This is a genomic window from Nisaea denitrificans DSM 18348 (genome assembly GCF_000426505.1).
Taxonomy (GTDB): domain Bacteria; phylum Pseudomonadota; class Alphaproteobacteria; order Thalassobaculales; family Thalassobaculaceae; genus Nisaea; species Nisaea denitrificans.
This window is the reverse complement of record NZ_AUFM01000020.1, coordinates 139,580-163,195: the sequence shown is the minus strand read 5'-3', so window position 1 is coordinate 163,195 and position 23,616 is coordinate 139,580. Positions and strand designations below refer to the sequence as shown.

Here is a 23,616-nt window from a genome sequence, read left to right as displayed (position 1 = left end):
CTCCTCAACGGCGCCGCCATCGAACTCCTCGAACGCGACGACATCCTCGATCCGGACCGCTTCGCAGGGCTGCTGCGGCAGAAGCGCTTCAGCATCCTCTTCCTGACCACGGCACTGTTCAATCGTCTGGCGCAGATCGATGCCGCGCTCTTCTCCTCTCTCGACACGTTGCTGTTTGGTGGAGAGGCCGTCGATCCACGTTGGGTGCGCGCCGTGCTCAAGGCAGGGCCACCCAACCGCCTGCTGCATGTCTATGGCCCGACAGAGTGCACCACCTACGCCACGTGGTATCCGGTGCACGACGTTGCCGACGACGCCACAACCGTGCCGATCGGCGGGCCGCTGGCCAACACCACGGCACACATTCTCGATCCGGACGGCAATCCTGTGCCTGCCGGGATCGCGGGCGAGCTGCATCTCGGTGGCGACGGCCTTGCCGACGGGTATCTGGCTCAGCTGGAGCTGACCGAAGAGCGCTTCATTGACCATCCAATCCTTGGCCGCCTCTACCGTACCGGCGACCTCTGCCGCTGGGACCAGGACGGCGCCATCGACTATCTCGGCCGCACCGATCACCAGATCAAGCTGCGCGGCTTCCGCATCGAACTCGGAGAGATCGAGGCCGCCCTGCGCGTCTTGCCAGCCGTCGAAGAGGCTGTCGCCGTCCTCGCTGGCGAAGCAGAACATCGACGCATCGTCGCCTATGCAACAGGTACAAGCCTCGACGGCACGACACTCCGCCGGGAGCTGCAGACCGCACTCCCCGGCTACATGGTGCCGTCAGAAGTGATGGTGCTCGATGCCCTGCCGCTAACGGTGACCGGCAAGCTCGACCGCAAGGCACTGCCCGTGCCGGACATGGCGCCCGCAGCACAAACTTACGAAGCGCCCCGCACTGATCGGGAAATAGCCCTTGCCACAATCTGGGGCGGCGTGCTCGGACGCGAGCGGATCGGGCGGAATGACAATTTCTTCGAGCTCGGCGGGGATTCGATCCTCAGTATCCAGATCGTCGCGAAGGCGCGGAGCGCCGGGCTGCGGCTGGCGGTGCGGGACATTTTCAAGCATCAGACAATCGCCGCCCTTGCCCCTCACGCGGCATCGATCGTCCTGTCCGAGGAAGCGGCAACGAAGAACCCAGTCGGGCCTGCTCCGCTGACTCCGGTCCAATCCTGGTTCTTCTGCTGGGATCTGGCCGACCTGTCGCATTTCAATCAGGCGCTGCTCCTGCGCCCGAACGAGAAGATCTCGACAGAAGAACTGCAAGCCGCCACCCGCGCGATCATCGCGCGGCACGCCGCACTGCGTCTCCGTTTCCGGCACGGCACCGATAGTTGGCAACAGGAGCCGGCAGAGATCTCCGGAGACCTGCCTGTCCACGAAGAGGATCTCCGCGATCTGCCGATCGAGGCACAGGCTGATGCCCTCGCCGAACGCGCAAGTCATTGGCAACGCAGCCTCGACCTGAAAGACGGTCCAGTCACGCGGCTGGTCCTGTTCGAGCTGACATCTGGCCAGCGCCTGCTCTGGTGCATCCATCACCTCGCGGTCGACGGGGTGTCATGGCGCATTCTGCTGGGCGATCTCGATCATGCCTTCACCCAGATCCGGCAGGGCGCCGACATATTCCTGGAGCCGGTCCCAGCCTCCTTCCTCGACTGGGCGCATTATCTCCAGAGCCTCGCCGGAACACCGGAAATCGCTGAAGCGGTCAACTATTGGCGTGGTTGGCAGGCGACACCACCGTTGCCGAAGGACGATCCGGCGGGCGTGGCGCGTTGGGACAGCACGGAGCATGTGCGGGTCTCCTTCGACCAGAAGACAACCGCAGCACTGCTGGAGCAGGCACCGCGTGCTTTCGGCACAAGGATCAACGACATTTTGCTGACGGCTCTGGCGCTGGCGCTGGACAACTGGACCGGACGCAGCGACTGGCCCATCGCGCTCGAAAGCCATGGGCGTCCGGAGCGGCCGGGCGCGCCGGATCTGAGCGAGACGGTCGGCTGGTTCACGGCGATTTACCCGGTGCGTCTGGACCTGCCGGACCGGACCGATCTCGCGGCCTGTCTGAAGGCGGTGAAGGAGCAGCTCCGCGCCATCCCCGGTGACGGGCTGGCCTATGGCATCGAGCGCTATCTGACAGGAAGCCAGCCGCACGACTTCCCGGAAGCCGAGATCGCTTTCAACTATCTCGGCCAGTTCGAGGCTGACGCGGGCGCCGGGTTCTTTTCCGTGGCCGAAGAGGGCGCTGGCGAGAGCCAGTGCCTCGACGGAACGCGGCCGCACGCGATCGATATCAACGGACTGGTATCGGACGGCGCCCTGACTGTCTCGTTGAGCTACAGCAACCAGCAGTACCAGCCCGAGACGATGGAGACTCTGGCGCAAGGCTTCGAGGACGCCTTGCGCTCCCTCGTGGAACTCTGCCGCGACGAAGCGGCCTGCGGTTACACGGCAAGCGACTTCCCCCTCGCTCCCGTCACGCAGGATCGGCTCGACCGGCTCGCGGCACAGCAAGGGCGCGGCGTGGCGGCTCTCTATCCGCTAAGCCCTATGCAACAGGGCATGGCCTTCCACAGTCTCGCCGACGAGCCGGGCGGGTCTGTCTATTTCGAGCAACTGACCTGGAAAATCACCAATCCGTTCCGCCCGGACGCCTTCCGCGCGGCTTGGCGCGCGCTGGTGGAGCGCCATCCGATCCTGCGAAGCGCGCTCTGGCTGGAGGACGCGGAACCTCTGCAGTATGTGCGCCGCGACGCCACGCTCCCATGGCGGAATCTGGATTGGCGAGACCTTGAAACAGACAAGCAGGCCGAGGCGCTGGAACAGCTTCTCGCCGAAGAGCGCGGCGCCGGTTTCGATCTGACGCGACCGCCGCTGCTGCGCTGCCTGCTCGTCCGGCTGGAGGAGGATGTGTGGCAGTTCGTGCTGGGTTTCCACCACTTGCTGCTGGATGGCTGGAGCCTGCCGATCCTCTTCAGGGATCTGATGCTGCTCTACGGGTCACGCTCAACGGACCTTCCGGCGGCAGCGCCCTATGAGCATTACATCGCCTGGCTGCAGAAGCAGGATCACGCGGCGGCCCGCGCCCACTGGCAACAGGCTGTTGCGGATATCGACGCCCCCACCCCGCTGCCGGGCGCGCGCACGACAGCGCCGGACGGAGAAAACACTGCGCAGCCGAATGAGAAGATCTTCACCTTCGAGCCCGCACTCGGTCAGGCCTTGATCGAAACCGCACGCCAGCGCCACCTGACTCTGAACACTCTCTTCAATGCTGGCTGGGCGCTGGTACTGAGCCGGACCAGCGGTGAGCGCGATAGTGTTTTCGGCGTCACACTCTCCGGCCGCGATATCGATCTCGCCGGGATCGAGGACATGGTCGGCCTGTTCATCAATACGGTCCCGATGCGCGTTTCGACCGAGGATTGCCCTGTTGGTGTCTGGCTGGACGCGCTGCAGGCGCAGCATCAGGATAACAGCCGCTTCGGCTTCGTCCCTCTCGCCGATATCCAGCAGGACAGCGCGTTGCCGCCCGGCACCGCTCTTTTCAACAGCCTGCTCGTCTTCGAGAACTACCCGCTCGATCCCGATTTGCCCGCGGGCGAAGGCATGGACGAAGGTGGGGGAGCGCACTTCTCCGACGGACGCGCCATCGATCATACCAATTATCCGCTCACCCTGATCGCGGCGGCGCATGGCGACGAGATTCGCCTGCGTGTCGGCTATGACGAAACGCAGTTCGCAGCAGACGATATAGACCGGAATTTCGCCTTTCTGAGCACCGCGCTGCGCGGTCTGATCGAAGCGGATGCTGATCAGCCGCTCGACAGGATCGACATCGTCAGCGACGCGGAGCGCGAAGCCCTCTGGGAGGCGGGACACGCCCGCTGCCAACTGCCTGTCACGGACACGCTGACCGAGCGCTTCGCCGCGCAGGTCGCACAACACGCCGCCCGCCCCGCCGTCACCTGCGCGGGCGAGACGCTGACCTATGCAGAACTCGATGCGCGGGCCGACGATATAGCCCGGCGCCTTTCCGCTCTGGGTGCAGGGCCGGACCGGCTGGTCGGCTTGCTTGCGGAGCGATCCAACGATCTCATTACCGGCCTGCTCGGGATCGTGAAATCGGGCGCCGCCTATCTGCCGATAGACCCGGCGACACCGGCCGCGCGCGTTGCGTTCATGCTGAAAGATGCCGGCGCAATCGCCCTGGTCACGGAACGGGCGCTCGCGGAAGACCATTCCGCATGGGAAGGACCCCGCCTTTATCTGGACGATCCGGCTGAGGTTGATGACACCTCTCCGCTCTGCGCCAGAACACCGGCGCAACCGGATGATATGGCTTACGTGATCTATACGTCAGGCTCTACCGGCCAGCCCAAGGGCGTCATGGTCAGCCACGCGAACGTGCTGCGCCTGTTCGATGCGACCCAGCCCGACTGCCATTTCTCGGCCGACGATGTCTGGACCATGTTCCATTCCGTCGCCTTCGATTTCTCGGTCTGGGAAATTTGGGGAGCCCTGCTGCATGGCGGGCACCTGATCGTGGTCCCGGACGAGGTGCGGCGTAACCCCGCCGCCTTTCACACTCTGCTGGAGCATGAAAGCGTTACGGTTCTGAACCAGACGCCCTCGGCCTTCCGACATCTCATTCCGGAAGCTGTCGAGCGCGGGAGGACGCTATCGCTTCGACTCGTGATTTTCGGCGGCGAAGCCCTGGAACTGCCGGGCCTGAAGCCCTGGTTCACGCTCTATGGCGACCACGAACCTCGGCTCGTCAATATGTACGGGATTACCGAAACCACGGTGCATGTCACATGGTGCCCACTGACCGAAGCGGATTGCAGCAGCACGGCGAGCCTGATCGGCAATCCGCTCCGGGACCTCGAGCTGCATCTGCTGGACCCGCGCGGTGAGCCAGTACCAGTCGGCGTCGCTGGCGAGATCCATGTCGGCGGGGCCGGGCTGGCGCGCGGCTATCTCAACCGCCCCGAGCTGACAGCAGAACGCTTTGTGGAGCGAACTGTTGGGGGGAGCGCCGAGCGGCTCTATCGCAGCGGCGATCTCGCCCGGCGGCGCTCGGATGGCAGCCTCGAATATCTCGGACGGATGGACAAACAGGTCAAACTGCGCGGCTACCGCATCGAGATCGGCGAGATCGAGGCAACGCTGAGTCAGCATCCGGCCGTTCGGCAGGTCACCGTCATCGCGCAGCAGGAAGAAGGCCGGCTCGTCGCCTATCTGGTGGCTGACAGCGAGGCCATACAGGAGGTCAGGGACTGGGCGGCATCGCGCCTGCCTTTCTATATGGTTCCCGGGATTTTCGTTCCGATCGAACGCATCCCGCTGACACGCAACGGCAAGACCGATCACGCAGCCTTGCCGAAACCCGAAGCCCGCGTCGCTATTGATCCCGGGTCCACCGCACCTGTAAACGCGGTCGAACAGAGCCTCGTCGAGATCTGGCGGGACGTGCTGGGCGTGGGGAACATCGGCACTGATGACGATTTCTTCGCGCTCGGCGGACACAGCCTGAAAGCCCTGCAGGTCGTCGCCCGCATCAATCAGGCCTTTGGCCGCCGACTGCCCGTCGGACTGCTGCTGAAGAACCCGACCATCGGCGCGCTGGCAACACATATCAGCCTCGAGGGCGCGGCGGCTTACGAGCCGATCCGGCCAACGCCGGCGCAGGAAAGCTATCCACTCTCCCATGCCCAGAAGAGGTTCTGGCTCGAAGACCGGCTGGTCGGGGATGCCCGCTACAACATGCCCGCTGCCTTCGAGCTGAAACAGCAGGTCGACGCAGATGCCCTGCGCCGCGCGCTGGCACAACTGATCGACCGGCACGAAATTCTCCATACCGTCTTCGTCGAAGTGGATGGCGAGCCGCGCCAGAAGGTTCTGGAGGCCATCGACGTGCCGCTCACGTCCGTTGATCTGGGAGATGCAGAAGATGCAGAAGCACAAACCCGCGCCATCGTCGCGGAGCAAAACCGGACACGTTTCGCCCTCGACCAGGCGCCACTCTTCCGCATCACCCTGATTACCCGGGACGGCGGCCCCACGGTCTTTGTGCTCGTAATGCATCACATCATCGGAGACGGATGGTCGATGCAGCTCTTTTATCGCGAGCTCCTGACGCTCTACGACGCTGCGAGATCCGGCGCGTGGAGCCCGCTTCCGCCGCTGGAGATCCAGTACCGCGACTACGCCGTCCTGCAGGACGGACGCGACCGAAGCGAAGATGCACGCTTCTGGAAAACACAGCTCGACGGTCTGGAGGAGCCACTGCGCCTGCCGCACGATCTCGCGCAAAACGTGGGGATGGCCCGGAAGGGCGAACGGGTCAGTCTGGAACTATCGGAGGAATGCACCGAGGCGCTACGCGCGCTGTCCCGCGCACACAGCACCACGCCCGCCAACACCCTTCTCACCCTCTTCAAGCTCTTCCTGTTTCAACTCACGCAACAAGAGGACATCTGCGTCGGCATGGCCGTCGCCAATCGGGGAAGGCCGGAGCTGGAGCCGTTGCTTGGCGCGTTCGTAAACCTGTTGCCTCTGCGCACACAGGTCTCGGCGGACCAAGACTTCGACGCATTACTCGATCAGGTGACCGAAACCAGCACCGCCGCCCTGGACCATCAGGACTATCCCTACGACCTGATGCTCAGCGGCCGGAATACGGGTCCCGGCCGGGACCCGGTCAATGTCATCTATGCCTACCAGAACGCCGCCGACGTCAATGCCAGAGGCGGCAAGCCATCCGGCGCGCCGGACGGGGCGGACGGGGCGGACGGGCCGACGGCAAGAGAGCTTGATCTCGCGTTTCCGTTCGCCAAGGTCGACCTGATGCTGCTGGCTGCGGAACACGGCGCCCGGTTCGAGCTGACCCTCGAATATGACGCGGGCCTGTTCTCGGCGGAGGCTGCTGAACGCTATCTGCAAACCCTGAATCGCTTCGCCGAAGCCGTCGCGGCCGATACCGCACTAGAGCGCCGCGTGGGTGGACGGACATGAAACTTTCGAGCTTCAGCCTCATCGACCAGACCGGCGGCGCGGATGACGTCACCGCCCTGATCCACAGCTTCAATCGGACGGCACGGTATTATCCGCGCGACAGCACCGTGGCCGATCTGTTCTCGGACCAGGCCACGGCCCGTCCGGGCGACGTCGCGGTCAGCTCCGACGGACGGAACCTGACCTATGGCGAGTTGGACCTGCGGTCAAATCGTCTGGCGCATTACCTGAAAAACACCGCAGGGATTGCCGACGGCGCGCTGATCGCGGTTTGCCTCGACCGCTCGCCGGAGCTGATCATTGCACTTCTGGGAATCCTGAAGGCCGGCGCTGCCTATCTCCCGCTCGACCCGAGCTATCCGCCGGACCGGCTCCGCTTCATGCTGGAACATTCGGGGGCAGCGGCTCTCATCACACACAAGGACGCTTCCGGAAACCTGCCGGAAAGCGATATGCACCGAATCCTGCTGGACCGGGACGGGGCCGAGATCGCGCGGGCGTCGGAGGCCCCGCTTCCTCCGGTTTCAGGCGCCGGTGCCGGAGGACGGCTCGCTTATGTCATGTACACTTCCGGCTCGACCGGCCGGCCGAAAGCAGTCGCCGTACCGCAGCGCGGGATTATCCGGCTGGTTAAGGCTACGGACTACGCCGATTTCGGCACCGGTCAGGTCTTCCTGCAATACGCGCCCATCTCTTTCGACGCCGCTACTCTCGAAATCTGGGGACCGCTCCTGAACGGCGCCCGGCTCGCCCTAGCGCCGCGCGGGAAGCAGAGCCTCGCCGATCTCGGAGACACGATCGCACGCGAGGGCGTCACGACGCTCTGGCTCACCGGCGGGTTGTTCAACGTCATGATCGACGAATATCCGCAGAGCCTGAAGCCGCTGCGACAACTCCTCGTGGGCGGCGAGGCACTCTCCGTTTCGCATGTCCTGAAAGCCTTGGAAGCGCTCCCCACCTGCCGCCTTGTGAACGGCTACGGCCCTACCGAGAACACGACCTTTTCCTGCTGCTTCCGGATCGAGCCGGGCGACTATCGCGGCGCCATTCCCATCGGGTCGCCTATTGCCAATTCGACGGCCTATATCCTGGACGAAGAGATGCGGCTTCTGCCGCCCGGCGTGGCAGGAGAGCTCTATGTCGGGGGCGACGGCCTCGCCCTTGGCTACTGGAACGATCCCGCCCTGACGGCCGAACGCTTTGTCGCCAATCCCTTCGCTGGCCGTGATCTCCCGGAGGAACGCCCTGGGGAACGGCTCTACCGCACCGGCGATCTGGCCTGTTGGCGCAGTGACGGTTCCATCGAGTTCCTCGGCCGCATGGACGACCAGCTCAAGATTCGGGGATTCCGGATCGAGCCCGGTGAGATTGAAGTCGCGCTTCATCAATTTCCCGGCGTCACGGGTGCGGTTGTGCATGCCTGGGATGCCGGCAAAGCGGCGGCCGAAGAAGACCGGCGCGTGCTGATCGCGCATTATGCGGCAGCGACCGGGACAATCGACGAGACCGCCCTGCGCGCACATCTCCATGCGACACTGCCGGATTTCATGGTGCCTACCCACCTGATCCGGGTCGACAAACTCCCCCTCAACCCAAACGGCAAGATCGACCGCACCGCCCTGCCGCCGCCAATCCCGCAACCGGATAAGGATGACGCCGCGTCCGAGCCGCCATCTGGCGAGACGGAAAGCGCACTCGCAACAATCTGGGAAGACCTTCTCGGCTTCTCTCCCATCGGCGCGCGCGACGATTTCTTCGCCCTCGGCGGGCATAGCCTGATGGCTGCGAAGATGGTCTCGGTGATGGAAAAACAGTTCGGCGTCACCTTGCCGCTGACCTCCATCTTCACCCATCCGACGGTGCGTCAACTGGCCGGAGCCGTGCTGGATGCGGCCAAATTCGGCAATACCTCAATCGACCAACCATGCGTACGACTGAGCCCGGAGTCGGGCGGGCGACCGCTCTTCGCCCTGCCGCCAGGCACCACGGATGCCCTCAGCTATGGCCGTCTGGGTGGAGACCTCGCAGGGTTCGCGCTCCACGCCTTCAACTTCATCGAGGCGGAAACCCGGATCGGCGATTATGCGGACCAGATCGCGGAGCACGATCCGGACGGCCCGCATCTGCTGTTCGGCTATTCAGGCGGCGGCAATATCGCCTTTCACGTGGCGCGGGAGTTGGAACGGCGCGGCCGCCCTGTCAGCACCATCGTCCTGCTGGACGCCTCGCGTTTCCTGCGGTGCTTCGACTTTCCCGAAGAAGAGGCAGATCGGCTGACCAGTGCTGTTCTGGAAGCGGATGGCGTGGCCGATATCGTCTCCAGCAGCATCCTGAGGGACAAGATCCAGCGCCGCGTCCGGCGCTACTACGCCTTCCTCTCCTCGATCACCGAAGATGCGCCGATCAACGCCGATATTCACCTGATCAGCAGCCCCACGGGCGATGACGAGCATCGCGACGAAGCGGGAAACCTTATCGCCAGCAAACCGGCTTGGGCGGAGATGACCCGCGGCAGCTTTCACCGGCATGACGGCCACGGCGATCACGGCGACATGCTGCTCGATCCGCATTATCGCGCCAATGCAGCGCTGCTCGAAAAGATCCTGAGCGCCGCCGCCCGGAAGCCTGCAGCTGCACCCGACGCCGCCCAGACATTCGAAAACCACCGGAGACTGCAATGAACGCAACGGCAAAAACCGATCCCTGGATCCGCTGCTCGAAACCGAACCCGGCGGCGCGGCTACGGCTCTTCTGCCTGCCCTATGCAGGCGGCGGCGCTTCCATTTTCAAGAACTGGGGACGCGCGCTGCCGGACTGCATCGAGGTCTGCGCCATTCAGCTCCCGGGGCGCGAGGACCGGATCGCCGAGACGCCGTTCCGGCAGGTTGAACAACTCCTACCCGTTCTGCTGGACCGGCTCCGCCCCTATCTCGACCGGAATGTCGCGTTCTTCGGTCACTCCATGGGCGCCTTCCTCTCTTACGAGCTGGCCCGCGCGCTGACCGAGGAGCAGCGCGCTCCGGCGCAACTGATCGTTTCCGGCCAGAGGGCGCCTCATCTGCCTCTTTCGCGGCCCGAGAGCTATCACCTGTCCGACACCGATTTCTGCGAGCGGCTGCGCAGCCTCAACGGCACACCCGCCTCCGTGCTGGCAGAGCCAGAGCTGCTTTCAATGATCCTGCCGCTGCTGCGCAGCGATTTCGAGATGAGCGAGACCTATCGGCGCGCCCCGCAGACCAGACTGGACTGCCCCATACAGGTCTTCGGAGGCCACCAGGATGAAGAGGTCGATCAGGCCGGACTGGAGGCTTGGCAGGCGACCACCAGCGCGCCTGTGAAGGTGGAGATGTTCCCCGGCGATCATTTCTTTCTGCAAAGCCAGACGGACGCATTGCTGCAAACGGTGGAGCGCACGCTCCGACCGCATCTGCACTGACAAAGCCACGGGAAGGGAGCGAAACAGACATGAGCAATCGCGATGCCGCACTGGCCTATGCCGCATTCGAAGACAGGAATCTGGACGCCGCCGCCATCCACGCGGATGCCGCGTATGTGGGGGGCTTCAAACCGATCCAGCAGCTCGGCGCCATGATTGCCGCCCAGCGCGGAGAGTACGGCAATGCCATCGCCAGGCTGGAAGCAATGGAGGATCACAGCGAGGCCTCGGCCGCCCTGCTTATCCGCCTTCACCTGCTGGCGGGCGATGTCAGGAAAGGTGGCCAATTGCTGCTCGATTGCTGCAAGGCCAATGCCTTCGGCCCACCGCTCTACCCGATCCCTCGCTGGCAGGGCGAGCCGCTGGAGGGTCGCCGGATCGTCGCCTGGGGCGGCGGTCTTGGCGACGACATCCTCTATGCCCGCTTCCTGCCCATGCTGGCTGGCACCTACAGGGCCGAGATCACACTGCAATGCCGTCCCGGTCTCGTGGATCTGTTCCGCTCCCTCTCCGGTGTCGCCCGCGTACTGCCCCTTGAGACCGAGGTCACGGATTGCGACTTCCATGTGCAGACGGCGGAGCTGGCGGCACATTTCGGCATCGCGCGCGACAGGATGTGGGATGGCCCCTATCTTCATGCCGCCGCTCCACTGGAGCTTTCGGGTGATGGATTGAAAGTGGGCCTCGTCTGGGCCACCACCGCCACCCATTGGGAGGGCGGGTCCCGCAGCACCTCACTTGCCGAAATGGCGCCCCTCGCCGGCGTTCCGGGCGTGCGTTTCTACAGCCTGCAATTCGGAGCGCCGACCGCTCAGCTCACGCCTCCGCCGGAGGGAATGGCCGTCGAGGATCTGAGTGACCGGATCAAGGGATTCGCGAATACGGCAGCGGCCATCGCGGGCCTCGATCTGGTGATCACCATCGACACCGTCGTCGCGAACCTCGCGGGAGCGATGGGCGTGCCAGTCTGGGTCGCGACACCGTCCATGCCGGACTGGCGCTGGGGCCTCAAGGGCGACCGCACGCCATGGTTCCCGTCAGCGACTGTCTACCGGCAGCCGAAAGGCGGGAGCTGGCGGGAGTTGTTTGAAGTAATGGCATCCGATCTCGCCGCGCTTGCCAAGGATACCGGCAAGAGGAACGCCAGCCGATGAGCGCGATCTGCGACTGCACCCTCTGCCGCGCTGACCCGGCCCATCCGGCAAAGCGCTTCCACGACATGTTCCGGCGGATCACGGCCTGCATGTCTGCAGCCGATCTCGCCGCCTCTCTGATCCAGTACGGACAACGCTCCGAGATGGGGGATAGCGACGACGACATCCTGAGACAGATCGGCCGGCTGGATGCGCGGCAACTACGGGAAGCGCGCATGATAGTCCAGCAGGATCAGGACGCGTTGATGCGTGGGCTAAGCGAGGCGGCCAACCAGATCCCAGCCCTCGCCGCCAACGCCGAGACACGGGACTGGCTGATTGCCGTTGCCGATGCCGCCGCGCGCCAATCAGGTGATTTCAGGCTCCACGCCCAGCGCCTCGTCATCACGCTTAACGGGCGCCTCTACCAGATCGATATGCCATCCGACTGGATGGCATATGCCAACCTCTTCGAGGTTTTCCTGCGCCTGAACTACGCGCACGATCCCAAACCAGTCGATACGATCTTCGATGTCGGCGCTTTTGTCGGCCTCTCCTCGATCTATCTGAACAGTTGCTATCCGGAGGCAAACATCATCGCGGTCGAGCCAAACCCGGCCAACCTTCGGGCAATGAGCGAGACGCTTGGCCTCAATGCGACGCAAATCAAACATCGGACAATCGGCAAGGTTCTCGCGGCCGAATCAGGGACGGCCACCATAGCCAGTTTGGTAGACGGCCCGGACGCCACCAGCATGATGAATTCCACAATCATCACGCTGACGAACGCGCCAACCGCAGAGGTCGATGCCATCGGGCTGGAGGAACTCGTCGGTGACGCCGACCGGTACGGTCTCAAGTTGGACATCGAAGGAGGCGAATTCGGCCTGAAATCGGCACAGGCTGTGCTCTCGGATGCAGCATGGATTCTGGGCGAGTTTCATTACGGCCCTTGGTCGACATCCGAAGACCAATGGCTGCCGAAACTCCTGGCTCGGGATTTCGAGCTGAGCATGCAGGTGCCGCGTCTCGAAATGACCGGGAGAGGCGAGTTTTTCTGTATCGGTCAGGATTTCCGTGCCGTGAAACCTAAAGACGAAAGAGCCACCAGATCGCCGAATTCTCTCAGGGAGCAGGTCGATGAACGATATTTTTGAAGCCGCTGAATCCCAGGTTCGAAGCTACTGCCGAAGTTTCCCCGCCATCTTTACCAAGGCCGTCGGTCATGAGTTGATAACGGAGGATGGCCGCCACATCACCGATCTGCTGATGGGATGCGGCGCCCTGAATTATGGGCACAACAATCCGATCATGAAGAATGCGGTGATGGACTATCTGCGGGATGACGGCGTGGTTCAGGCAATGGATCTTCACACCGGCGCGAAGGATGATTTTCTTCGCCGTTTCAAGCGTATCATCCTCGACAGAAGCGGGCTCCAGCATCGCGTGATGTTCACCGGCCCGACCGGTACAAATGCCGTGGAAGCCGCTCTCAAGCTGGCACGAAAAGTCACCGGGCGGTCGACCGTGGTGGCCTTCACCGGCGGATTTCACGGCATGACTCTTGGAGCCTTGTCAGCAACGTCCAACCGCAACAGCAGGGCCGCGTCCGCGCATCTCTTGTCCAACGTGGTCCGGGTGCCCTACGACGGCTACCTGCCGGGAGATGGTCTCGACTTTCTGGAACGCTCTCTGGACGATCCCAGCAGCGGCATCGACGCGCCTGCCTGTATTCTGGTTGAAACCATCCAGGGCGAAGGCGGTTTGCGCGCAGCGACTTGCACATGGCTGCGCCGATTGAGGGCCATCGCCGATCGCTGTGGTGCGCTGCTTATCGTCGACGATATCCAGGCCGGGTGTGGGCGCACCGGCACGTTCTTCAGCTTTGAAAGTTTTGACGTGCGCCCGGACTTGATCTGTCTCTCCAAATCAATCAGCGGCATCGGCTTGCCGATGGCTTTGCTTCTCATCGAGCCGGAATTCGATATCTGGCAGGTCGGCGAACATAACGGAACTTTCCGAGGCAATAATCTGGCCTTTGTCGCCGCCTCTGCGTCTTTGCAATATTGGGAGGATGACCGGTTCCGTAACGAAGTTGCCGGCAAGATCGAGATCCTCGACACACGACTGCAGGCCATGGCCGAGCGTTTCCCCGGTCATATAGAGGAACTTCGCGGGCGTGGTTTCATGCGTGGTCTGGTCTTGCGCTGCCCCGGAACGGCGGAGGCCGTGTCACGGGGTCTTTTCGCGCGCAACGTCATGGCCGAAACCTGCGGTGCCGGCGGTCAGGTGCTCAAACTCCTGCCGGCCCTGACCATCCCCGTCGACGCTTTACACACAGCCTTGGACACAATCGCGGAGGTCATCGCACATCTCCCGACCCATGATTCTGACGCGGCAACCGCGTACCTCGCTGCAACAACAGTACGTACCACGTAAGGCGGATTACCGCCGAAAACAGTCCCGCCGTTCAAATGGATGCGTCGACAGAGAGTGTCCCGCAAGCGCCTTCGCCGACGCCATTTTCCAGGGTCACCCGCCCATCCGTCCCCGGAACGGCGCTCCCGAAATCAGTGTCACCAGATGCGCCAACAGCACGAGGCAGGTGACGACAGCCAAAATCTGGATCATCGTATAGGGGATCAGGCTAACCTGACCCGGCTCCCGCTCCCGTTTGTCCTGCCAATAGGCATAGGCGAACACCAGGGCAGCGGCGCCAAGTACGATCAAAGTGGTGAAGAGGTCCATAGACACGACAGACTGAAGAAAAGACCCAACAAAAACGACAGGGGGAAACATAAGCATGAGTGTTGCAAAGCACCAGCAGACGACGACAAGCGGCAACTACGATCCGGCGAACGTCAGCCTGCCTACCTTCCACGACGCGGTGCCGGGCTTCCAGGACGGAAGCGACAGTCCGCGGGCTTATCTGGAACGCTGCCTCGAGGTGATCGAGGCGCGGGAGCCGGAGGTCCAGGCCTGGGTCACGATCAACCGCGACGGCGCCCGCACGGCAGCCGATGCCGCTACCGAGCGTTACAAGGCAGGCCGCGCCCTTTCCCCCATCGACGGCATGCCCATCGGCATCAAGGATCTCTTCATGACGAAGGACATGCCGACGGAAATGGGCAGTCCCCTGTTCAAGGGGAACCAGACCGGAGCGGACAGTGCCCTGGTCTATGGCCTGCGTCTTGCCGGCGCCGTGATACTCGGCAAGACCGTCACCACCGAACTCGGCTTTTCGCATCCCGGCCCGACCCGGAACCCGTTCGACACGAACCGCACACCGGGCGGCTCCTCCAGCGGCTCCGCCGCCGCGATTGGCGCAGGCATGGTGCCGGCCACCATCGGCTCCCAGGTTGTCGGTTCGGTCATCCGGCCCGCCAGCTTCTGCGGCAACATCGCCATCAAGCCGACCCTCGGCGCGCTGAACCGGGGCGAACGGGCGGGCGGCCTGAGCCAAAGCCATGTCGGCGTGCATGCCGGCTCTCTCAAAGACATGTGGGCGGTTGCCTACCAGATCGCCGCGCAGGCTGGCGGCGATGCGGGCTATCCCGGCCTTTACGGCGAGGAAGCACCGGCAGAGGCGCGCAAGCCAAGCCATCTGGTCCTGCTGCAAACCGAAGGCTGGGAGATGCTGGACGGCACAACCCGTGCAGCTTTCGAGAAGGTGCTGGATCAACTCCGGCGACAGGATGTGAAGATCCTGACCCGCGCCGACAGCCCGACCATCGATGCCTGCGAAGCGGCCATCGCCGACAGCCTGAAACTGGCCCGCGATATCTGCTGTTGGGAGCTGCGCTGGACCCTGCGCAATCTGGCGGAGAAGGACGAAAGCCTGATGAGCGAGAGCCTGAAACAGCGCCTCGCCCTGGCCGAGGACATGACTTTGGACGATTACCGCGCCGCACTCGACAACCGGGAGCGGATGCGGGCCCGGTTCCGCGCTCTGGCGCCTTTCGCGGACGGCTGCATCACCCTCTCCTCCGTCGGTATCGCGCCACCGTTCGATGGCTCCGGCTCCGCCGGCGAGCCGGGCATCACGCACCAGACCGGCCTGCCCGCCTTCAACGCGGCCACATCGGCGCTCGGCGTGCCCTGCGTAACCCTGCCGCTTATGGGGGTGAGCGGTATGCCCGTCGGAGTGCAACTGGTCGGACAGGCCCACCGGGACCAGGAGCTCACCGGCACTGCCGCCTGGATGCAGGAGAATGTGAAACCGGTCTCGCTTTAGGGAGATTAGCCGCTACACCAATAGCCGTCATCCCGGCCTGCGTCGGGATGACAATTGATTGGGTGAATGTGCGTTCTAGCCGCGCCCGCGATAGGGCGGTACGCCCTGATCCGGCAGCCAGACGCCGTCCGGCACCGGGCCGGACTGGAAGAACACGTCGATCGGGATGCCGCCGCGCGGATACCAGTAGCCGCCGATGCGAAGCCAGCGCGGCTCCAGCTCATCAATCAGGCGCCGGGCGATGCCCACCGTGCAATCCTCGTGAAACGCGCCGTGATTGCGGAACGAGCCGAGAAAAAGCTTCAGCGACTTGCTTTCGACCAGCCACTGGTCCGGTACATAGTCGATCATCAGATGGGCGAAGTCGGGCTGGCCGGTCATCGGGCAGAGCGAGGTGAATTCCGGCGCCGTGAAGCGGACGAGATAATTCACATCCGCCATGGAGTTCGGAACCTTCTCCAATACGGCCTTCTCCGGGCTTTCGGGCAGTTCGGTCGCGCCGCCGAGCTGGGTCAGGCTGGAAAAACGCTCTTCGGAATGCGAGGTCATCGGGCGGCTCCGTGTAAAATCGTACCGGTCGGGCCGTTTCATACCGCCGGAGCGTCCCGGAAGCCAGCGCCTGCTCACACCTTAGATCGTCATCCCGGCCGGAGAGCCGGGACCTAGATGATCATAAGACTGCGCTCGCCTTCGCCTGGGTCCCGTCTTTCGACGGGATGACAATGAATTGAGAGAGCCAATAGCTCCCCCTATTTGAACCGTCCGGCCCCGGAGAGGACGCGATAGGCGCTGCGCAACTCGCCCCGGTCTGTGTAGCAGCCGCGCAGGTGACGGTCGCCACTGGTTGCCGTGTAGGCTTCCCGGCCATGCACCACCCGGTGATTGTCGAAACAGATGCATTCGCTGGCATTAAGCCGGAACCGCATGACGTATTTCTCATCCTGCAGCAGGCGGCCAAAGCGGTGGAAGGCCGGGTAATAGAGGTCGAGAAAATCCTGCGGCAGGTCGAAGATATCCGCCATGTGCTGGCTGATGGTGACGCCGGAAACCTCACCATGCGTGTCGAGTTCAATCACGCGCTGGCGAGCCCGCATGTCGAAGGCGTCATGCTCGCAAAAATAAGGAATCTCTGTCTCCGCCAGCAGCTTGAAATCCTCCGGATATTGCTCCCGGAAATCATTCGCGACCGCGACGGCATCGACGAAGATGCTGTTGCCGCCTTCCACCGAGTTCGCAACGCAATGCAGGTACTGGATGCCCGGCGCGAATTCCTCCGACGGAAGATCCGTGTGCAGCTCCAGCGCGCTCGCTGTGAATGCGGTATTCGTCGGGTTGATGTGGGTCATCACCTCGAACGAATTCCCGAAGAAACTCGGACGGACATAGCCTGCCAGCGCGGCCGTTACTTCCAGAGCGTCCGGTGTATCCGGCATGTCCGTGATCAGCGCCACGCCTTCGGTCAGGATCGTCTCGAACCAGGCTTTCCGGAGCGCCGGATCGGCCACAAGGGCTGGCTGGGCGTACCGAGGCACGTTCGGGTAATGATCGCCAAGCCAGGCCCGGCGTGGCAGATCGGCCGGATCGGGCCGTGGCGCACCGGCCGCATAGGAGGTGAGGAAATCGAGCGGATACCGGCTGCTATGGCCGCAGCGCCAGACCAGTTCCAGCGCATCCTCCGCCAGCACTGCCGCTTCCGGCTCCGGCGCGCTTTCCTCGGCGAAGATGTCGAAGCTACGCTCCCGGGTAATCGCATCGAAAGACGTCTGGCAATTGTCCCGCAGCCAGAAGTAATTGAAATAGGCCGAACTTCCATCCGGGAACGCCACATCGAGTCCCGTGTCGCGCAAGGTGACACCGCCTTCTTTTCGCGCCTGCATGTCAAATGCTCCTCATCCGCGCTGAAACCGCGCCATAAGAGAAAATGCGTCACCCATGTCGCAATCGGGCCAGTTCATGGCCTGAACTCGCCAAGTAACTGTATGTTTTCAATGCAAAACTTGAACTCACATTCAGGTCGTGAAAAGCCTGAAAAATCGGATTATTCGATAAGGTGAGCTTATTAAATGACACGTCACCTGCCGCCGCTCCGCCTCTTCGGTGTGTTCGAGACTGTCTGCCGGACAGACAACCTCCGGGCCGCCGCCGCCGCGCTCAACGTCTCCCAGCCTGCCGTCAGTCAGTCGTTGCGGCAGCTTGAGGACCATATCGGCGCCCGCCTGATTGACCGGAACACCCGCCCGGCCTCGCTGACGGCCGAAGGCGAAATCCTGCTTCGGGCGACGGAAGACGGGCTTAGCCGGATTTCCGGAGCCGTCGACGAGATCCGCCGCCATCTGGCGCAACGCGGCTCCAGCGTCACTGTGGCCTGCTCCGTCGGCGTCGCGACACTCTGGCTGATGCCGCATCTGGAAAGCTTTTACTGCGATCACCCGGACGTGCAGGTGAATGTCATCACCTCGGAGAGCGGCGCGCCGACCATCGCGGGCGATGTCGATATCGCCATCCGGTTCGGCGACGGCAACTGGTCCGACGGCATAGTCACCCCGCTGCTGGAGGAACGGATTGAGCCTGTCTGCACGACGGATCTGGCCGAGCGGCTCGCATTGACACCGGAGAGTTTGCACACGGCGCCGCTGATCCATGTCGATGTGAAGGACCCGCGCTGGCTCGGCTGGACGGAGTATCTCGCCGCCCTCGGCCTTGGCCGCCCTACCCACCCGGTGCAGCTTCGCTTTTCGAACTATGTGCAGGCAACCCAGGCAGCACTAGCAGGGCGCGGTGTGGCGCTTGGCTGGCGCACCATTACCGGCGGTCATGTCAGCGAGGGCCGTCTGGTGGCTGCAGCCGAAGCACCTCTGACCCCACCGAGCGCTTTCTATGCCGTCACCGCCTTCGACCGCTCCGAGGATGAGGCGACCCGTAGCCTGCTGGATTGGTTGGCTGGCCTCGCATAAACCATCCGATATTCGTCATCCCGGCCGGAGAGCCGGGACCTAGATGATCATAAGGTTGCACTCGCCTTCCCCTGGGTCCCGTTTTTCAACGGGATGACGATTTTGGAAATCAGATAAGCAGCGCTAATCGCAGCTTCCGCATTTTTGCAGTAGCGAAGATGCTGCCGGGACGTCAGTCTGCGCCCGGAACAAGACCACACCTTGCGGAGCCCGCCATGTCCTCGCCCGTCGCCCTTACCCCGAAAAGCAATCTCGGCTACTGGCCGGAGCGCGTGGATCTTGCCGCCGCTTTCCGCTGGACCGCGCGGCTCGACATGCACGAGGCGGTGGCGAACCATTTCTCGCTGGCGACAAACGACGACGGCACGCAGTTCCTGATGAACCCGAACCAGATGCATTTCTCCCGCATCAAAGCCTCGGACCTGCTGGAGCTGGATGCGAACGCCCCCGACGTGCTGAGCCGTCCCGGCGCACCGGATCCGACCGCCTGGGGCCTACACGGCTCGGTCCATCGGCATTGTCCGCACGCCCGCTGCGTCATGCATGTGCATTCGATCCACGCCACCGTGCTGGCCAGCCTGAAGGACAGCCGCCTGCCCCCGATCGACCAGAACTGCGCCACCTTCTACAACCGCATGGTGATCGACAACGACTATGGCGGGCTGGCTTTCGAGGAAGAGGGCGAGCGCTGCGCCAGCATGCTGACCGACCCGAAGGTCAAGGTCATGGTGATGGGCAATCACGGTATTCTGGTGATCGGCGACAGCGTCGGGGATACCTTCAACCGGCTGTATTATTTCGAGCGTGCGGCAGAGACCTATATCCGTGCCCTGCAGACTGGCATGGAACTGCGGGTGATCCCGGACGAGATCGCAGAGAAAACAGCGCAGGAGCTGGACGATTATCCGGGACAGGCGCAGCAGCATCTCGACGAGCTGAAGGCGATCCTCGACGAGGAAGGCTCGAACTACGCGACCTGAGCGGTAACAGTCCGCATCAATCCACGGAAACGATCACGAAGGATTTCAGCATCAGCTCATGGAACAACGGCTCGCTGCCGTCCATGCGGCGGCGGATCCAGAAGCCGACAGCAGTGACCAGCTCATAAAAATCGGCATCCGTTTCACCGGCAGCGTGTAGCAGTTCAAGCTGCGCATCGTAGGGAAAGTTGCCGAACCCGCCCGGCTCCAGCGTGCCCGCCTCTATCCGGTATTCGTATTCGGCGATCACCTCGCGGATCGTCTGCGCATTCTCCGGCGCATCGACAATGGCCTTGGCTTTACCATAGGCTGCGGCCATGCCCGTGAGGCGCGCAGCATAGAAATCCCGCGCCAGCGCCCGGGCCGTGCTGTTGCCGCTCAACGTTTCGGCAAGCGCGATCAGGCGGAGCAGGAAGTCTGGGTTGTACCGGCCAAAGTCCCGCGTGCTCTTGAAGTCCATTGCCGCGCCATGCGGGCCGGTTAGGAACACCGTCTCTCCGGTAACGGTCTCAAGAAACGCCGGCGTGATCCCATAATCCGCATAGAGGCCACGCCATCCGCGCTCAGGCAGCCATGTCGGAACCGGGTTTTCCTCCCGATGCAGAATCTTCTCGCGCGGAGGCAGCACGAGAAAGGTCAGAGCCTCCCGCAAGCGGGTAATCGCGATTTCGCTCGCGTCTTCAGAAGGCTCAGAGGAGGGGGGCTGCTGGATCGACGCAGCCATGAACAGGAACAGACCGATCGCGGCGATCAGGCCAGGGCATCTGAATGTCGGTCCGACAGAAATCATACGGCAACCCGGTCTGCCGACCAGGTTCCGGCGTTCTCGATGATCCGGTCCGGGTTCTCGAACTGGCCGCGCAGGATCTTCTCGTAAAGCAATCCCTCCTCCGCCCGGGTGACGGCGCCCTTCTTGCCGATCAAGCCGCGCAGCGCTCCATCGAGGGCAGCGACCGTGCCTGAGCCTTCGTCGAACTGCGCCTTCTTGCGCCAGACAAGATCCGCCGGCAGCAGATCGTCGCAACTCTTGCGCAGGATCCATTTCTCCGTGGTGGCACCGGTCGACTCAAGAGCGGCCGGGTCGGTCCGGCAAAGCTTCAGGGCTGCCGGGATGGATTGTGCGAAATCGATCAGACCCCGGTCGAGGAACGGCGTCCGGGCCTCGAGGCTTTCGGCCATGGTTGCCCGGTCGACCCGCTGCAGATTGATATTATGCATCGTGCCGAGCGTCCGCGTCAGCTCGTCCGCCAGCGCCCGGGGCTGATCGACATAGGCGTGATGATAGGTATAGCCGGCGAACAACTCGTCAGCCCCCTCGCCGGTCAGCACCGCTTTCACGTCGCGCCGGGCCAGCCGGGCGGCGAACAGGGTCGGAATGGCGCTGCGCACAAGATCCACGTCAGCGCTTTCCAGATGATAGATCACGTGCGGCAAGGCTTCCGCCACATCCTCGGCCGTGAAAACATATTCCCGGTGATCGGAGCCAATATGATCCGCGACGGCTCGCGCCGCCAGCAGATCGGGCGAGCCCGCCGTGCCGACGGAGAAGGTCTTCAACGGTCCCTTGCCGGCATCGCGCCGGACCTTCTGGCCGATGGCGGCGATAATCGAGCTGTCCAGCCCACCGGAGAGGAAGGAGCCGACCTCGACATCCGCGACCATCCATTTGGCGACCGCTTCCTCCAGCACCAGCCGAAGCTCCCGCGCTGTCCGGCCGACATCCAGATCCGGTTCTGCCTCCGCCGCGCCCTGCGGTGTGCGGTACCATTGCCGCCAGCCATCCCGGCTGTCATAGAGCGTGCCCGGCGGGATCGCCTCGATATTCTCGACATCAACGCCGTCGAAGGCCTTCAGCTCGGACGCAAAGGCATAGCCATCACCCAGACGGGCAACATAGAGCGGCTTGATGCCGAGCGGATCGCGCGCCGCGATGATCCGGTCACGGGTTGCCAGCACGAAGGCGAACATGCCGTCCAGCCGGCTGATCCAGCGCGCCTCGCCGGAGCGGAAAAGATGCAGGATGGTCTCGCTGTCGCTCGCCGTCAGGAAGGCGCTCTCGCCAAGGATCGCGCGCAGGTCCTGATGATTGTAGATCTCACCGTTCGCCACCAGCAGATCGTCCGTCTGGTGGATCGGCTGCCGTCCGTCCTCAGGTCCGATGATCGATAGCCGGCAATGCGCCATCACGGTTTGCGTCCCGGGCAGGCGCGCCACCTCGACGGCGTCCGGCCCCCGGTGCGCGATCTTGGCGATCATTCGGTTGGCGAGGGATTCGTCTCCGGCATTCCAGAGACAGACGAAACCACACATGGGAATTGCTCCTTCTCTTCGGGCTCGTATGCGTGCGGCAGATACGGTGCGTCACGCTACCGACAAGCTTAGAGCAGTGCGCCGAGGATGGAAGAGGCGTTCTCAAGTCCGTGGCTACAACGGGGATGGCGGCTTTTGAATGCCGTCCCGCCTTCAATTTCCTTGATTTTCAAGGGCATCACCTATGAGATCAGGATCAGTGAAGACAGCCAGGGCGACGAGCGCCGCGCCCGTTTTGATTGCGGTACGCCTCGCCCCAGCAAGGAGCGCCTCATGCAGGAAGATCGCTACTCCCTCCCCCAAAGAGTGCTCCACTGGGGGATCGCCGGCCTGGTCGCGCTGGCACTTGCCGCCGGCATCCTCTTCTTTGTCTTCGGTTTCAGCGGATTGCAGGACACGTTCGGCGGGGCCGTTACGAACGCGCTCTACAAGTATCACAAGACCGCGGGCGTTCTGGTTCTCGGCCTGATGATCCTCCGCGTCGTCCTGCGTTTGCGTCTCGGCGCCCCGCCGAAGCTGGAAAGCCTGACACCGCAGGAGCGGATTCTCTCAACAGCCGTGCAGCACCTGCTCTATCTGGCGCTGATCGCCCTGCCGGTCTTCGGCTGGCTCGCCACCGCGGCCGGCGGCTTTCCCGTCGAGTTCTTCAACTGGACACTCCCGGGCCTGATTGGCAAGGACAAGGCCCTGTCGGAGATACTCTTCACGCTGCACGGGCTGACAGCTTTGGCCGTCATGCTGCTGCTCGGCCTGCATATCGCCGGCGCGCTGCGGCACTGGCTGATCAAACGAGACGGGGTGATGCGGCGGATGAGTTTGTTTGGGTGAAGCGGCCCTGAATATCGAGAGCTGAGTCTACGCAGACGCGAATTCGGAAAACATCCAGCGGCATCAGCACTTCTTCCAACGCCAGCATTCCCCGCCCTCCCATACCCGTCATCCCTGCGCACGCAGGGACCCAGGGAAGACGAGCTCATCCCTACGATCATCTGGGTCCCGGCTCTCTGGCCGGGATGACGACATTGAGGGCCGGATACGATTACGAACGTTGATGAGTAGGAGCGAACTAAGTAGTCCGTCTCCGTAATTCTCACGAAGGTAATAACTCGGTCACGAGCTTATTTTGATTCTCAGCTTTCTGAACCCAAGCACGGACACCTTTTCCCCAATCGATAAAATGGCGCCCTTCGAGATCCGCAAGACGTCGGTCATGTTCGTTTTCATACAAATCTGAGGAACCAGCCTCAAGATAGCCACCATCAATTATGTTAACTCTCGATTCTTGAAGAATCCCGAGAAATTGAACGGTATAAATCCCAAGAAACAAAGTGCCCCCATCAGGGGTAGCAGCAAACGAAGCCCAATAATTTGGGCTGGAGTTTTGTGCCTGCGTCTCCTGATAATGTATAAATTTATTGCGGTCCTCCTTCCAGAGAGAGAGCGGCGATTTTCCTATTTCCGATATTCCGCCATGATGCCTCAGCAATCGAATATCTTGAGGGTCGATCCCTATATTCTCGAGTATAGAATTAAATAATATCGGCACGAT

General features: G+C 62.9%; 16 protein-coding genes. 10 read left to right on the top strand and 6 right to left on the bottom strand.

Going from position 1 to position 23,616, the window contains the following annotated elements:
* The 6 genes from K328_RS24355 to K328_RS24345 all read left to right on the top strand — a co-directional run.
* A partial coding sequence (locus K328_RS24355) for a non-ribosomal peptide synthetase (RefSeq protein WP_028466773.1) occupies nucleotides 1–7,020 on the top strand: 7,020 nt, incomplete at its 5' end.
* A complete protein-coding gene (locus K328_RS25945) occupies nucleotides 7,017–9,701 on the top strand; it encodes a non-ribosomal peptide synthetase (RefSeq protein WP_028466772.1) in 2,685 nt (894 codons plus the stop codon). The genes K328_RS24355 and K328_RS25945, both read left to right, overlap by 4 nt.
* The gene (locus K328_RS0115625; RefSeq protein WP_028466771.1) at nucleotides 9,698–10,456 is read left to right on the top strand and encodes a thioesterase II family protein; all 759 of its coding nucleotides are present in this window, start codon (nucleotides 9,698–9,700) and stop codon (nucleotides 10,454–10,456) included. The genes K328_RS25945 and K328_RS0115625 overlap by 4 nt, the downstream gene beginning before the upstream one ends.
* Nucleotides 10,457–10,485: 29 nt before the next feature.
* Nucleotides 10,486–11,610, top strand: coding sequence for a glycosyltransferase family protein (locus K328_RS24350; protein WP_028466770.1), 1,125 nt, complete (start codon nucleotides 10,486–10,488; stop codon nucleotides 11,608–11,610).
* A complete protein-coding gene (locus K328_RS0115615) occupies nucleotides 11,607–12,746 on the top strand; it encodes an FkbM family methyltransferase (RefSeq protein ID WP_028466769.1) in 1,140 nt (379 codons plus the stop codon). The genes K328_RS24350 and K328_RS0115615 overlap by 4 nt, the downstream gene beginning before the upstream one ends.
* Entirely contained in the window at nucleotides 12,730–14,028 is a 1,299-nt protein-coding gene (locus K328_RS24345) for an aspartate aminotransferase family protein (protein ID WP_084608338.1), read from the top strand. The genes K328_RS0115615 and K328_RS24345 overlap by 17 nt, the downstream gene beginning before the upstream one ends.
* A 93-nt stretch (nucleotides 14,029–14,121) precedes the next feature.
* Here K328_RS24345 and K328_RS0115605 read toward each other — a convergent pair whose 3' ends face one another.
* A complete protein-coding gene (locus K328_RS0115605; protein ID WP_156901398.1) occupies nucleotides 14,122–14,343 on the bottom strand; it encodes a hypothetical protein in 222 nt (73 codons plus the stop codon).
* 49 nt (nucleotides 14,344–14,392) lie between these two features.
* On the opposite strand from K328_RS0115605, the gene K328_RS24340 reads away from it, so the two are divergent.
* The gene (locus K328_RS24340) at nucleotides 14,393–15,823 is read left to right on the top strand and encodes an amidase (RefSeq protein ID WP_051284975.1); all 1,431 of its coding nucleotides are present in this window, start codon (nucleotides 14,393–14,395) and stop codon (nucleotides 15,821–15,823) included.
* A 75-nt stretch (nucleotides 15,824–15,898) separates the two neighbouring features.
* On the opposite strand, the gene queF is transcribed toward K328_RS24340, so the two are convergent.
* Both queF and K328_RS0115585 read right to left on the bottom strand, forming a co-directional pair.
* The gene (queF, locus tag K328_RS0115595) at nucleotides 15,899–16,372 is read right to left on the bottom strand and encodes a preQ(1) synthase (RefSeq protein WP_028466774.1); all 474 of its coding nucleotides are present in this window, start codon (nucleotides 16,370–16,372) and stop codon (nucleotides 15,899–15,901) included.
* 200 nt (nucleotides 16,373–16,572) lie between these two features.
* Nucleotides 16,573–17,700 carry a TauD/TfdA family dioxygenase gene (locus K328_RS0115585; RefSeq protein WP_028466767.1) on the bottom strand — a complete coding sequence of 376 codons (1,128 nt, stop codon included), beginning with the start codon at nucleotides 17,698–17,700 and terminating at the stop codon, nucleotides 16,573–16,575.
* A gap of 186 nt (nucleotides 17,701–17,886) precedes the next feature.
* Between K328_RS0115585 and K328_RS0115580 the strand changes: the two genes are divergently transcribed.
* Together K328_RS0115580 and K328_RS0115575 are read left to right on the top strand one after the other, a co-directional pair.
* Nucleotides 17,887–18,777 carry a LysR substrate-binding domain-containing protein gene (locus tag K328_RS0115580; protein WP_028466766.1) on the top strand — a complete coding sequence of 297 codons (891 nt, stop codon included), beginning with the start codon at nucleotides 17,887–17,889 and terminating at the stop codon, nucleotides 18,775–18,777.
* A gap of 215 nt (nucleotides 18,778–18,992) precedes the next feature.
* Nucleotides 18,993–19,757: a class II aldolase and adducin N-terminal domain-containing protein gene (locus K328_RS0115575; protein ID WP_028466765.1), complete on the top strand. Its 765-nt coding sequence runs from the start codon at nucleotides 18,993–18,995 to the stop codon at nucleotides 19,755–19,757.
* Nucleotides 19,758–19,773: 16 nt separating this feature from the next.
* Here the strand turns inward: K328_RS0115575 and K328_RS0115570 are convergent, their stop codons facing one another.
* A complete protein-coding gene (locus K328_RS0115570) occupies nucleotides 19,774–20,547 on the bottom strand; it encodes a hypothetical protein (RefSeq protein WP_028466764.1) in 774 nt (257 codons plus the stop codon).
* Nucleotides 20,544–22,067, bottom strand: coding sequence for an asparagine synthase (glutamine-hydrolyzing) (gene asnB, locus K328_RS0115565; RefSeq protein ID WP_028466763.1), 1,524 nt, complete (start codon nucleotides 22,065–22,067; stop codon nucleotides 20,544–20,546). Before asnB ends, K328_RS0115570 begins: the two co-directional genes overlap by 4 nt.
* Before the next feature lie 87 nt (nucleotides 22,068–22,154).
* On the opposite strand from asnB, the gene K328_RS0115560 reads away from it, so the two are divergent.
* Entirely contained in the window at nucleotides 22,155–22,895 is a 741-nt protein-coding gene (locus tag K328_RS0115560; protein ID WP_205620684.1) for a cytochrome b, read from the top strand.
* A gap of 262 nt (nucleotides 22,896–23,157) precedes the next feature.
* Here the strand turns inward: K328_RS0115560 and K328_RS26715 are convergent, their stop codons facing one another.
* Nucleotides 23,158–23,613, bottom strand: coding sequence for a hypothetical protein (locus tag K328_RS26715; RefSeq protein WP_156901396.1), 456 nt, complete (start codon nucleotides 23,611–23,613; stop codon nucleotides 23,158–23,160).
* Between the last annotated feature and the right edge of the window lie 3 nt (nucleotides 23,614–23,616).

What these genes read in the sequence shown, in the direction of transcription:
- K328_RS0115625 (WP_028466771.1), top strand. Translation starts at nt 9,698, where the DNA reads ATGAACGCAACGGCAAAAACCGATCCCTGGATCCGCTGCTCGAAACCG.
- K328_RS24350 (WP_028466770.1), top strand. Translation starts at nt 10,486, where the DNA reads ATGAGCAATCGCGATGCCGCACTGGCCTATGCCGCATTCGAAGACAGG.
- K328_RS24340 (WP_051284975.1), top strand. Translation starts at nt 14,393, where the DNA reads ATGAGTGTTGCAAAGCACCAGCAGACGACGACAAGCGGCAACTACGAT.
- K328_RS0115570 (WP_028466764.1), bottom strand. Translation starts at nt 20,547, where the DNA reads ATGATTTCTGTCGGACCGACATTCAGATGCCCTGGCCTGATCGCCGCG.
- K328_RS0115575 (WP_028466765.1), top strand. Translation starts at nt 18,993, where the DNA reads ATGTCCTCGCCCGTCGCCCTTACCCCGAAAAGCAATCTCGGCTACTGG.
- K328_RS0115560 (WP_205620684.1), top strand. Translation starts at nt 22,155, where the DNA reads ATGGAAGAGGCGTTCTCAAGTCCGTGGCTACAACGGGGATGGCGGCTT.
- K328_RS24345 (WP_084608338.1), top strand. Translation starts at nt 12,730, where the DNA reads ATGAACGATATTTTTGAAGCCGCTGAATCCCAGGTTCGAAGCTACTGC.
- queF (WP_028466774.1), bottom strand. Translation starts at nt 16,372, where the DNA reads ATGACCTCGCATTCCGAAGAGCGTTTTTCCAGCCTGACCCAGCTCGGC.
- asnB (WP_028466763.1), bottom strand. Translation starts at nt 22,067, where the DNA reads ATGTGTGGTTTCGTCTGTCTCTGGAATGCCGGAGACGAATCCCTCGCC.
- K328_RS25945 (WP_028466772.1), top strand. Translation starts at nt 7,017, where the DNA reads ATGAAACTTTCGAGCTTCAGCCTCATCGACCAGACCGGCGGCGCGGAT.
- K328_RS0115585 (WP_028466767.1), bottom strand. Translation starts at nt 17,700, where the DNA reads ATGCAGGCGCGAAAAGAAGGCGGTGTCACCTTGCGCGACACGGGACTC.
- K328_RS0115580 (WP_028466766.1), top strand. Translation starts at nt 17,887, where the DNA reads ATGACACGTCACCTGCCGCCGCTCCGCCTCTTCGGTGTGTTCGAGACT.
- K328_RS0115615 (WP_028466769.1), top strand. Translation starts at nt 11,607, where the DNA reads ATGAGCGCGATCTGCGACTGCACCCTCTGCCGCGCTGACCCGGCCCAT.